The following is a 12,197-nucleotide window of genomic DNA, read 5'->3' as shown; positions in this document are numbered from 1 at the left end:
AAGGAAAACTGATCGACTTAGTTTTCCTTCTCTAATTTTTTTCTGAATTATGAAATAATTTTCCCAGGCGCAGGTGCAGTTGGGAATGGCGATAAGAAAGTTTTTAAAATATAATTATAAATTGCTTGTTCTACAGTTACTTCCTGATTGGACAATCCCTGATTACCAAACAAAACATTAAATTCCAGTATATAATTTTTCCCTTCACTAACAATGATATCAAATCCGGCATGATTGATATTTAGTGTGTTCGAAACCATTGTGACAAGCTCGAGTACATCATTTGGTATAAAATTGTAACAGATTTCCCCACCTTGTGCTACATTGTGCAAAAATTCTCCGTCCTGACCAATTCTCCAGTACGCCGCATATATCTGGTCACCGACAAAGCAAACTCGTAAGTCTCTGCCATCGTTTGGCAAATATTCCTGTATATATAGAATACTATGGTGATTGGCATATTTCATAAATTGCTCCTCTGTTTCAATGAGGTATACACCTTTTCCCATGGAACTTTTTGCTTCTTTTGCAACAAAAGGAAACGGAAAGGTATCTAGAATCTTTACTATATTACTAGTTGTATTTGCCAGAATTTCTGTATACGGCACATAAGGTTTTGCGATAGACCATAAGGCCCGGGTCATTTCAATTTTATTTGTACCAATTTGGATCGTTTCAATACTTGGAAAGATCTTCTTTTTGAGTCCGTACACGAGTGTGTTCACTTGCCATGTCTCAGGGAAGAGAATAAGATCAGCCTCACGAATTTCCTCGATTTCCTGGAACATCAGTTCAGGCTTAATATACCGGACTCCCGGAATGCCGATTGTGCGAAAGGGATTAAAAGAAATCATTTTCATCTTAACATTTCTCCATATTATCAATTTAACAATCTAATTTTAGCATGATTTCAAAAAAATGCTAGATATATTTTCATTTCACATAGGAGCATTTTTCTGAGGCTGCACATAAGATATGTTGTCTAGGCGTTTTATTGAGTTAATGCATCAACTTTTAACATAGAAAGGTGAGATGTAATATGTACGGCAATCCTTACGGGACCCTCCCTTTATATGGTGGCGGTCCTGGGTTCACCAATCCTGTATCTTATCAGCAGTTTCAGCCAAATCCCCATAATATGACAGCAACAGATTATGGGCAGCAGCCATTTGTGATTAATATTCATAATAAAACTAAGCAAAACACAACATTTCGCACAGCATTATGGTCGGGCAGCCATTTACAACTGACCGTAATGTGCTTAAATGTTGGCGAAGATATTGGACTGGAAATGCATCCTGATGTAGATCAGTTTCTTAGAATAGAACAAGGACAAGGTTTTGTCCAAATGGGAAAAAACAGGAATGAATTGACCTTTGCAAGATATGCTGGTGAAGATTCTGCTATAATCATTCCAGCGGGCACGTGGCATAACCTTACAAATACAGGAAATATTCCATTAAAGCTGTATTCTATCTATGCTCCGCCTAATCATCCTTTTGGGACGATTCATCTAACTAAAGCGGACGCTGTTGCGGCAGAATATAATGAGGGATCTAATTACGTGAATTTCTATGGACAGCCGACAGATTTTCCATCTGGCATCAGGTAATGTGAGAAAGTAATATTAAATGCAATGTTGCTAATCAGCTGGGGTTGTGTTTTCTATGAATCATTGGCATAAAAATCTTTCTGTAATAAAACAAAAGATAACCATGTGCGAGGACTAGTAAAATGGCTAAAATAAGCAGGGATGGATCAAGGAAAATATGTAAGAACAAAATGTTAGCAATCACAGGTGCTAATATTATTAATATCAGTGGTAAAAACTGGTGAAGGATTAATAGAATACCACAAATAATTTCTAACGTTTTTTCAATAATTAATAAATACTCAAACTCGAACAGTGCCATTGCCTCAGGACTTGTTGCTATAAAAGGTTCGAGACCAAAAATTACAAAATAACCATTTATTCCGGCAGTTAAGAAGACTATGCCTAAGAAAATCCTGCTCACATGCATGATTAGTTTTGACATGTACGAAACTTCCTTTCTAAATTATTCAGTTATTAATTATTTTTATGAAAAGTAGTGAGATAATTTCTGCAGATTTTTAAGGAGGGGGAAAGGAGCCGATTTTAATATCGGCTCGGTTTTCACTCGCTTAAAGAAAGGAAACAGTTCATTCCCCATATGGATCAATTGTCTGAATCTTTCCATCTTCGTTATAGTTCAACTCGGTAAATTTTACTGAACGTTTGTGATTGACGCCATCTGACATAGAACAATCATGATAGAACAAATACCATTTTCCGTTAAATTCTACAATGGAATGATGAGTAGTCCAGCCGATAACAGGTTTTAGAATCGTTCCTTTAAATGTAAAAGGTCCCTGTGGATTCTCGCTCACGGCATATACAATTTTATGAGTTGTTCCTGTTGAATAAGATAAGTAATAAAGTCCATTATATTTATGAACCCATGGTCCTTCAAAAAATCTGCGGTCTTCGTCACCTGCTAGAATAGGATTCCCATCTTCGTCTAATATCGTTATCTCTTTGGGATCGTGTTTAAATGTCAGCATGTCTTCACTTAACTCAGCAACTCTAGGTCCTAAAGCAGGCGCAGATGGATCTGGTCCTTCCGCATCTGGTATGAAACTGCCAGTCTGCCATTTTTCTAATTGGCCACCCCATAAACCGCCAAAATACACGTATGCTTTTTGATCGTCATCTACCAGAACTGCTGGATCAATGCTAAAACTGCCAGGTATGTAATTTTCCTCAGCTTTAAATGGACCAGCAGGGTTATCACTTACTGCTACCCCGATTCTAAAAATGTTGTCATGATCTCTTGCAGGGAATACAAGATAATACTTGCCATTTTTATATGCTGCATCAGGCGCCCAAAGCTGTTTGCTGGCCCATGGAATATCCTTCACGTGTAATACTTCTCCGTGATCTATACATGGAGCGCTTACATCTTCCATCGACAAGACGTGGTAGTCTTCCATTTTATACTGATCACCATTGTCATTAGAAGGCTCATCATGATCCAGATCATGTGATGGATAAATATACAGTTTCCCGTCAAAAACGTGTGCAGAAGGATCTGCTGTGTAAATGTGTGTAACAATTGGCTCATTCGGTTTAGTCTTCGTACTCATAATATCCCTCCAAATATAAAATGATTTAACTATAATACTAGTATATTAGAATAAAGGGACTTTGTACAGTCGAAAAACAAACTATTTTACCCGCGGTATTTCAAGGGGAAATAGTTGTTCTATATAAGTTATTTACGGTAAAGGGTATTCTCTAATTGATGTTTCACACTAATCCAGTCATTTTCAATAATACTGTAAATCACTGAATTACGATATGTACCATCTTTTCGAATCATATGGTTACGTAATATCCCTTCTTTCTTACAGCCAATCCTTTCAATCGCTTTTTGTGACCGGATATTCTGTTCATCCGTTTTCAATTGAACACGGATCAGATTTAGTTTTTCAAAGCAATACTTCAAAAGCAAGTATTTACATTCCATATTAACCTTTGTCCCCCAAACATGCGGTGTCAACCATGTCCAGCCTATTTCTAAACTTCTAGTGAAGTTGGAAATATCAAGAAACCTTGTGCTGCCAACAATCTCATCTGATTGTTTATCAATGATAACAAAAGGGATCTCTGTTCCTGTTTCCATTTTTTCAATTGCTTCATTTACAAATAACTGCATATCATCAAACACTTGAATTGTTTTCGGTAAATGCCTCCAGATACTAGCATCCTTAGCTGCATTAAATAATTCCTTTGTATGTGAGCTGTTCATTACAGCCAGTTTTACAAATTCGCCTTCAAGACCGTACAGTGAAACTATCATATTTTTATCTCCTCTTGTACCGTTTTAATCATCTTAGCACAAATTAAGCAATCAATTCTTTAAATGAGAAGGAGTTTAATGAATTTTAAGCATGTTAAACCCAGAATTAGCAAATGCATTAATCATACCTGCCATTTCTTTTGGAGTTTTGTCCATTCCTCTTTCGAGCCAATTTTTAATTACATAGATTCCGCCACTTACAATAAAAGTACTCCAGTATTCTGCTATATCTTCACTTAATTGATTTTCAAGGGATCCGCTTTTTTTAATGTTTTCTTTCGCAACAGCCATTACCTTTTGAAGAAAGCCCGCATTTCCATTTCCTCCAAGTAATGTTTGACACACCTCTTTGTTTTTTACAATATACTCCATCAATTTTTCTGTAACTTGTTCCGCTTCATCCTCTTTGGTCAAGTTACAGCCATTTAAATATAATGTCATATCATCAATAATTTCCTCTTCCATCTTGGATAATAAATCATATTGATCAGCATAATGGGAATAGAATGTAGAACGGTTAATATCAGCCAGCTGACATAGTTCCTTTACTGTTATACTTGAGAGATTTTTTTCATTTAATAATTTTAGAAAACTTTCCTTTAATACCATTTGTGTATATTTTTTTCGACGATCCATGTTAAAAACACCTTCTTAAATATTGAGATTTTGTTAATTATCCAACATATTCTATGAAACTGTTGTACATTTAACACATATTAGAATACTGTTTGTTGAATAAGCAACATCGTGTCTATATAATAATAAAGTGGAATGTTTGTTTACGCAAGAGAGGATGAAGAATCATAGTATCGACAATATTAAAACATAAAAAGGCAGTGGTCATTGCCTTCATGGTCATTGCAGCAGTCAGTTCGATTGCACAGTTTTTTGTTTCAGTTAACTACAATATGGTAGATTACTTACCTGAAGATGCTCCATCTACCAATGCAATGGAAGTGATGGATGAAGAATTTGAAGGATCTACACAAAATGTCCGGGTGATGTTACAGGATGTCACCATACAGGAAGGTCTGCACTATAAAGAACAGCTTTCTTCAATTGATGGTGTTTCTGATGTAATGTGGCTTGATGACGCCATTGATTTAAAAACACCGATTGAAATGGCAGATAAGGATACTGTCGAAACATATTATAAAGACAACAATGCCTTAATCACATTAAGTATCCGAGATGGTGATGAGGTAGAAGTAACCAATGCTATTTATGAGATAATCGGTGAGGAAAATGCAATGTCCGGAGAAGCTTTAAACACTGCCACCTCACAGACGATGGCGGGAAAAGAATCGATGTATGCAGCTGCATTGCTTGTACCGATTATCATAATAATATTAGTGATTTCAACCAATTCGTGGATTGAACCATTGTTTTTCCTAATAGCAATTGGTGTGTCTGTTCTGATTAATCTTGGAACAAATATTTTTATTGGGGAAGTTTCATTTGTTACCCAATCGGTTGCCCCAATTCTTCAACTGGCAGTCTCGTTGGATTATGCTATCTTTCTGCTGCACAGTTTCTCAGATTACAGGGAGAAGGTAGCCGATCCGAAAGAAGCGATGCAATTAGCAATGAAAAAGTCTTTCCCTGCAATTGCTGCAAGTGCATCAACTACTTTTTTTGGATTCATAGCATTAACTTTTATGAAATTCGAGATTGGATCAGACTTAGGAGTCAACCTTGTAAAAGGGATTGTGTTAAGTTTTATTAGTGTCATGGTTTTCTTACCTGCACTGACACTTTGGTTATACAAATGGATGGACAAAACCCAGCATAAACCTATTATTCCGAAGTTTAAGAATGTTGGGAGAAGAATTATTAAGTTAAAAATACCTAGTATTCTCGTAGTCTTAATCATTATCATTCCTGCTTTCCTTGCACAGAGTAATACTAATTTTATTTATGGAATTGGTGATCAGCCTGAGGAGACAAGGGCAGGAAGGGATATAATCGAAATAGAGGAAACCTTTGGTAAGTCAACACCTGTTGTACTTCTTGTACCAAAAGGCGATACCGCAAAAGAGGATGAACTTGTTCAGGATTTGGATAACCTTCCGGATGTAACAAGTGTACTTGCCTACGTAAATGCAGTTAGTCCTGTGATTCCCCCTGAATATCTCGATGAATCAGTAACAGAACAGTTTTATTCGGAGAAGTACAGCAGAATAATAATATATGGTAAGACAGCTACTGAAGGAGAGCGGGCATTTTCACTTGTTGAAAATGTGAAGGAACTGGCAGAATCGTATTATGGAGATGCAAGCCATACACTTGGGGAAAGTGTAACACTGTACGATATTAAACACACGGTGGAAAAGGATAATACAGTAGTCAATTTATTGACAGTAATAACGATTGCCATTGTGTTATTGCTAACTTTTCGTTCATTGTCTATCCCAATCGTGTTATTGCTTACAATACAAGCGGCAGTATGGATCAACTTAGCTTTTCCGTATTTTACAAATTCCTCCCTTGTATATGTAGGTTATTTAATTATAAGCACAGTGCAGCTTGCTGCAACGGTTGACTATGCGATCCTTCTAATGGAGGGTTATAAGGAGAACCGACAGCAAATGTCTGCATTACGTGCAATTAAACAGACGTTAGATGAGAAGATTTTCTCTATAGCAGTATCAGCATCTATTCTATCGAGTGTAGGTTTTATCTTATGGGGGACCTCTTCCAATCCGGTAGTGTCATCTATAGGACTGCTGTTAGGAAGGGGAGCATTGCTTGCTTTTGTGATGGTAATTTGTTTCCTTCCGGCAATGCTTCTGGTTTTTGACAAAGTGATTAACAAAACAACATTGAATGCAAATTATTATAAGGAGTCATGATAATATGAGACGAAAACATATAATTGTTGTATTGCTTACTCTTGTTCTCATTTTCCCTCCGTTTTTGCTGTCTGCAGCTCCAAATGAGGAGGAAAAGGTAACTGACAACAGTGGTGATGGGACAAATGGAGAATATAAAAATAAAGATGAGGTTATTTATGCGACACTTTCAGCAACAGGCGATGAAAAAGCGATGTATGTTGTCAACAGGTTTGATGTAACGAAATCTGGTGAAATCATCGATCATGGTCCATACGAGTCTGTGAAAAATTTGACAAACCTCTCTGAGATAGAACAAACAGATCAAAAAGTATCATTCCAAGCAGAAGAAGGTGAATTTTTTTATCAAGGTAACATGGATAACCAGTCACTGCCTTGGGAAGTAGATGTTACTTATACGTTAAATGGTCAGAAAACAGATCCGGAAAACTTGCTTGGAAAAGATGGAAAGCTCCAGATTGATATTGCTACATCTCCAAATGAGTCGGAGCAAAACTCGTTTTATCAGAACTACCTGCTGCAAGTATCAATGACATTGGATCCAGCCATATTTAACAATATTGAGGCAACGGAAGCTACCATTGCGAACGCTGGTAAAAATAAGCAAATTACTTATACTGTAATGCCTGGTAAAGAAGGGGATATGTCTTTATCTGCAGATGTGACAGATTTTGAGTTGAATGGAATTGAGATTTCTGCAGTACCTTCATCCATGTCAATTGAGACACCTGATGTTGATGAGATGACTGGTGAGATGGAAACATTGGCAGATGCTGTAGCAGAAATCAATTCAGGTGTGGCAGAACTTGAGGAAGGAATTGCCACACTTGATACTGGTGTCAATGATTTAGTCAATGGTTCACAGCAATATAATAACGGAATGGCAGAGATAAGCCAATCATCCACAGAAATTATTAACGCATCAACTTCGATCAAGGATGCTTTATCTTTAATGAATCAATCGCTGCAAGGTGATTCCGGTGACATTGACTTAACCCAGTTAACTCAATTGCCTGATGGACTTGTTCAAATGGGTAATGGCCTTAGTGAGACTGCAACTGGATTGTCTACATTGCAGGAAAACTATGTGAATGCATTGAACACATTAAACGAAGCGGTGGAAGCTATGCCGTCACATGAGATTACAGAGGAACAAATCAATGCTTTATACAGCAGTGGGGCTAATAGTGATGTTGTCGATAAATTAGTGGAAACATATAAATCAGCAAAAGCGATAAAAACAACCTATAATCAGGTGAAGGAAGTTTTCTTTACTGTTGAAGGTACGTTAAATCAAGTGAACGGTTCATTAAACGAAATGAGCGGCTCCTTAAATACGATGGCAACTAACTTATCAGATTCCCTGGATACAATGGATGTAACAGACTCATTAGGTCAACTGCAAGAAGGTATAGCAGGTTTATCAACAAACTATCAGGAATTTCATAATGGATTAGTTTCATACACAAACGGAGTTAGCCAGTTAGCAGAAAACTATAGTGGGATAAACAGCGGAATTGCTGAATTATCAAGCGGTACAGGTGCATTGTCAACAGGAGTAGGAGAACTACATGGTGGTACTGCAGAATTGGCAGATGCTACTGATAATATGCCAGATGAAATTCGAGCAGAAGTGGATGAAATGATAGAAGAGTATGATAAATCAGATTTCGATCCTGTATCGTTTGTTTCAAAGAAGAATGAAAAGGTGGAAACAGTACAATTTGTTATTAAAACGGAGAGTATAGTAAAAGAAGAAGTGGAAACAGAAGAAATTGAAGAAGAGCAGGAAGACGGATTCTGGTCTCGATTAGTTGAATTATTTTCATAGAATTAAAGCCCGGCATGTTGAGTAATGCCGGGCATTTGTATATTGGCTAACTCTATTATCCGACAGTTTTTTGTCACCATTTCTATTAGTATATTTATCAGTCTGGAAATATATTCATTCATAGGTAAATGAAATTACATCAGGTGTGCTTTACTTACTATAGAACCAGGTGATGAGTAAACTATATGACTAGGAAATATTTGCACTATTGAAAATCAAACATCCAAAAAAGTACTAATAACTAGGATAACAGTTGTCCTGACAATGGTTTAAAAACAAGCAAAATATTCCTATTTACAGTATTCTAAATTAATTGGTAGGCTGATAAAGAGATTGCATGAGGAGTTCTCAACTAAAATGAATACGCTTTCAAAGGAGGGGTGGAAAGGAACAGCTGTTGAGACCAGCATCTCATTTATAGGAAAAGGAGTGGATGAAGGTTTGCGAATTTCTAATTATTTTAACAAAAGTTTTTTACTAATTGTCGTACTATTATTAGTTTTTAGTAATTTTGGTCCCGTTCTTGCTGAAGATGTAAGTACAGAAGACAAATTCGAGCAAGTATATTTTACAGATTTCGGTGATTCTGGAGAACTGACACCGGAAAATTGGGGATTTACCACATCTGCTGCCACACTTTCAATCAATGAAGAAGAACTGGCAGGAAACAATACCGCAAAGTTGCAATACACCATTGTTGATCAATCAGGAGGACGGGTTGCGACAAAGACTTTTGATGAACCTGTAAGAGGGACACAAATGCTTGTTGAATATGACTGGTATCCTGGAGAGCACAATGACAAAGGCACTCACCCTAATGAAAATGGTGGGGAATTTAGAATTCTTGATAGTGCTGGAAATACTGTATTTACATTAAATCACACAAAAAATGCTCCACTTAAATATTTCCTAGGTAATAATGAAGCAACAACAACAGGATTTTCAGATCCTCATACATGGTACAATCTTAAAATTATGTTTGATTTGTTAAACAATAACGTAACACTCACTATGGAAAATAAAGAGAGTGGGGAAATCGAAACGTATGAATCTTCGTTAGACGGAGTCTCATTTGATGGTACGTTATCCACCATAAGATTGGTAGGTATACGAACATCAGGAAATAACCATACATGGACAACATATTTGGATAATATTAAAATTTCACAAGTTCCAATCGCGGATAATGTTATTACAAATGTTCCTTCATTACCATATCACCGGGTATATGCAGGGGAGACTACTGAGAATATTGATACAATAGGCTTGCCAGATACAGTGCCAGTAGTACTAGCAAGTAATGAAATAATAAATGTAGCAATTAATGAGTGGAAAACAACAGACAGAAAGTGGAATCCTGAGCAGGAAGGTATCTATCATTTCGAAGGCACTATTGCGGAGGACGACGAATTAGAAAACATCTTTTCCCGTAAAGCTTCTATCTATGTTTATAACCGTCTAACACCTCCAGACACCAATCGTGATACGGAATGGTTAAACAGGGGAGTAATAGCACTTAAGGCTGAGGACGGTATTTTCATTTCATGGCGATTACTTGCAGATGAATACGATAAGGATGTAAGTTTTAACATATATCGTGATGGACGAAAATTAAACGATGAACCATTATCGATTACCAACTATATGGACGAAGCTGGAGAAGCTGGAGCAACTTATAAAGTAGAAACATTGGTAAATGGTAAAAAGGCTGATATTAGCGATGTAACTGCTGCATCTAAAGATTACTTATCCATTCCCCTTCAAAAACCAGAAGGAGGCTCGACAGTTACGGGAGAGTATACTTACAGTGCGAATGACGCAAGTGTAGGAGATTTGGATGGTGACGGTGAATACGAAATTATATTACTCTGGCGTCCTTCTAATGCAATGACGGCATTGGAAGATGTGATTACAGGACCGACGATCTTTGACGCTTACGAATTGGATGGCACATTAATGTGGAGAATGAATATGGGAATGAACTTAACCTCAGGGCCACAATATCATCAATTTGTAGTTGCAGATATGGATGGTAACGGAAAATCGGAATTTCTGATAAAAACTGCTGATGCTACCAAAGTATATGGTGCAACAGATGGGGTATATGACCCGGAAAAGGTGATCAGTGTAATTGGAAATGAAGAGGATGATGGACGCTGGATAAATGATGGCGGCCACGTTGTCGGCGGACCGGAATATGTATCAGTGTTCAATGGCGAAACTGGTGAAGTGATTGATACAATTGACTTTGCCTTCCCTGTGGAAAAAGAAGAGGGTGATGGCGGCATCTCCTGGGGCGATAATTTCTACAACAGATCTGACCGTTTTCTTTCAGGTGTTGCTTATATAAATGGAAAAACTCCTAGTGCGATTTACGGACGTGGTTATTATGGAAGAACTGGCTTTGTTTCCTATAGCTTAAAAGATGGTCAGCTAGTGGAAGACTGGGTATTTGATACTGATGAGGCTGGACGAGGAGAAGGATTGGGTAATCACAATCTGGCAACAGGTGATGTTGATAATGATGGATTTGATGAGATAGTAGCAGGTTCTCTCACACTGGATCATGATGGTACTATTCTATACGCAATGGACGGTGAAATGGGAAGGGAGAAAGGTTCCCATGGTGATGCCCTGCATCTCGGAGCATTTGATCCTGATCGGGAAGGACTGCACGTATTCGGTGTCCATGAAGATCCGGGTGTTGCTTCACTACAATATCGGGATGGTGCTACAGGGGAAACATTGCGATCATTTTATGCATTCAAAGATGCAGGTAGAGGGGTCGCAGCAAATATTACCTCTAACCCAGGCTATGAATTTTGGGGTGCCGGTGGAGGAACAGCGGAAACTGGCGGCGGTGTATATAATGTACAAGGTGACTTGATTACAGACAGTTTCAGGGATATCGGGCTTCCTGTTAACTTTGTAACATATTGGGATGGTGATTTATTCCATGAGTTACTAGATGGAACCACGATCTCAAAATATGATGAAGAAACGAACCAAGTTAACGTAATAGAAAGCTTTGAAAACGTTGTAAGTAATAATGGGACAAAAGCGAATCCAACATTACAGGCTGATATATTAGGTGACTGGCGAGAAGAAGCGATTTATCCTACTGAAGATAGTTCAGAATTAAGAATTTTCAGTACAACGATCCCAACAGAGTACAGACTGCCGACATTAATGCATGATACAGTTTATCGGATGGGAATTGCGTGGCAGAATACTACTTATAATCAGCCACCACATATTAGTTATTATCTAGGTGAAGACGTAAGAGAAGATGTGCTGAATGGTACACTGGAATTCCCTGATGTTGATTACACAGCAAATCTGAATGCTATGAAGCATACGCTCGAGTTAACCTCAAACGATAAGAAACTGAATGTTTTACAAAATAAATTGGAACAGGCACAACGTCATTTAAATAATGGCAGAACAATGCAGGCATCCAAACAGCTAGACGTTTTCATCAAGCATTTAGCGAAGAGCGACCTTGAAGAAAGTGTAAAAGATTCGTTAAACGAAGATGCTGTTAAGCTGAAAGATATGTGGAATAGATAAAGGAAAAATGGAGAGTACCATAAAGTGAAATATTGATAAGTGGGGGTGTTGAGCCCCCGCTTG

The 12,197-nt window shown here is 37.6% G+C and carries 9 protein-coding genes; 4 read left to right on the top strand and 5 right to left on the bottom strand.

Annotated features, from left to right (window positions below; genetic code table 11):
• Positions 1 to 47 precede the first annotated feature (47 nt).
• A complete protein-coding gene (locus BMW36_RS06435) occupies positions 48 to 860 on the bottom strand; it encodes an ATP-grasp domain-containing protein (protein WP_089740039.1) in 813 nt (270 codons plus the stop codon).
• A 179-nt stretch (positions 861 to 1,039) separates the two neighbouring features.
• Between BMW36_RS06435 and BMW36_RS06430 the strand changes: the two genes are divergently transcribed.
• Positions 1,040 to 1,612, top strand: a complete 573-nt coding sequence (locus tag BMW36_RS06430; RefSeq protein WP_089740038.1) for a cupin domain-containing protein — start codon at positions 1,040 to 1,042, stop codon at positions 1,610 to 1,612.
• A gap of 34 nt (positions 1,613 to 1,646) precedes the next feature.
• Here BMW36_RS06430 and BMW36_RS06425 read toward each other — a convergent pair whose 3' ends face one another.
• From BMW36_RS06425 to BMW36_RS06410, 4 genes are all read right to left on the bottom strand, one after another.
• Positions 1,647 to 2,036, bottom strand: a complete 390-nt coding sequence (locus tag BMW36_RS06425) for a hypothetical protein (RefSeq protein WP_089740037.1) — start codon at positions 2,034 to 2,036, stop codon at positions 1,647 to 1,649.
• 145 nt (positions 2,037 to 2,181) lie between these two features.
• The gene (locus BMW36_RS06420) at positions 2,182 to 3,165 is read right to left on the bottom strand and encodes a glycoside hydrolase family 43 protein (protein ID WP_089740036.1); all 984 of its coding nucleotides are present in this window, start codon (positions 3,163 to 3,165) and stop codon (positions 2,182 to 2,184) included.
• Between the two features lie 128 nt (positions 3,166 to 3,293).
• The gene (locus BMW36_RS06415) at positions 3,294 to 3,881 is read right to left on the bottom strand and encodes a GNAT family N-acetyltransferase (RefSeq protein WP_089740035.1); all 588 of its coding nucleotides are present in this window, start codon (positions 3,879 to 3,881) and stop codon (positions 3,294 to 3,296) included.
• Positions 3,882 to 3,956: 75 nt separating this feature from the next.
• Positions 3,957 to 4,517, bottom strand: a complete 561-nt coding sequence (locus tag BMW36_RS06410) for a TetR/AcrR family transcriptional regulator (protein ID WP_089740034.1) — start codon at positions 4,515 to 4,517, stop codon at positions 3,957 to 3,959.
• Positions 4,518 to 4,732: 215 nt separating this feature from the next.
• Between BMW36_RS06410 and BMW36_RS06405 the strand changes: the two genes are divergently transcribed.
• The 3 genes from BMW36_RS06405 (at position 4,733) to BMW36_RS06395 (ending at position 12,134) form a co-directional block, all read left to right on the top strand.
• The gene (locus BMW36_RS06405) at positions 4,733 to 6,733 is read left to right on the top strand and encodes an efflux RND transporter permease subunit (RefSeq protein WP_089740033.1); all 2,001 of its coding nucleotides are present in this window, start codon (positions 4,733 to 4,735) and stop codon (positions 6,731 to 6,733) included.
• Between the two features lie 4 nt (positions 6,734 to 6,737).
• The gene (locus BMW36_RS06400; RefSeq protein WP_089740032.1) at positions 6,738 to 8,564 is read left to right on the top strand and encodes a WXG100 family type VII secretion target; all 1,827 of its coding nucleotides are present in this window, start codon (positions 6,738 to 6,740) and stop codon (positions 8,562 to 8,564) included.
• A 357-nt stretch (positions 8,565 to 8,921) separates the two neighbouring features.
• The gene (locus BMW36_RS06395; protein WP_175480368.1) at positions 8,922 to 12,134 is read left to right on the top strand and encodes a rhamnogalacturonan lyase; all 3,213 of its coding nucleotides are present in this window, start codon (positions 8,922 to 8,924) and stop codon (positions 12,132 to 12,134) included.
• Positions 12,135 to 12,197: the final 63 nt, after the last annotated feature.

Origin of the sequence: Gracilibacillus ureilyticus (assembly GCF_900111195.1) — a bacterium.
Taxonomy (GTDB): domain Bacteria; phylum Bacillota; class Bacilli; order Bacillales; family Amphibacillaceae; genus Gracilibacillus; species Gracilibacillus ureilyticus.
Note: the sequence above shows the minus strand (reverse complement) of the source record. Positions and strands in the feature narration are given on the sequence as shown.

Excerpts from the sequence above, each read along its gene's own strand:
- BMW36_RS06420 (WP_089740036.1), bottom strand. The coding sequence starts at position 3,165 with ATGAGTACGAAGACTAAACCGAATGAGCCAATTGTTACACACATTTAC.
- BMW36_RS06405 (WP_089740033.1), top strand. The coding sequence starts at position 4,733 with ATGGTCATTGCAGCAGTCAGTTCGATTGCACAGTTTTTTGTTTCAGTT.
- BMW36_RS06425 (WP_089740037.1), bottom strand. The coding sequence starts at position 2,036 with ATGTCAAAACTAATCATGCATGTGAGCAGGATTTTCTTAGGCATAGTC.
- BMW36_RS06400 (WP_089740032.1), top strand. The coding sequence starts at position 6,738 with ATGAGACGAAAACATATAATTGTTGTATTGCTTACTCTTGTTCTCATT.
- BMW36_RS06410 (WP_089740034.1), bottom strand. The coding sequence starts at position 4,517 with ATGGATCGTCGAAAAAAATATACACAAATGGTATTAAAGGAAAGTTTT.
- BMW36_RS06415 (WP_089740035.1), bottom strand. The coding sequence starts at position 3,881 with ATGATAGTTTCACTGTACGGTCTTGAAGGCGAATTTGTAAAACTGGCT.
- BMW36_RS06430 (WP_089740038.1), top strand. The coding sequence starts at position 1,040 with ATGTACGGCAATCCTTACGGGACCCTCCCTTTATATGGTGGCGGTCCT.
- BMW36_RS06435 (WP_089740039.1), bottom strand. The coding sequence starts at position 860 with ATGAAAATGATTTCTTTTAATCCCTTTCGCACAATCGGCATTCCGGGA.
- BMW36_RS06395 (WP_175480368.1), top strand. The coding sequence starts at position 8,922 with ATGAATACGCTTTCAAAGGAGGGGTGGAAAGGAACAGCTGTTGAGACC.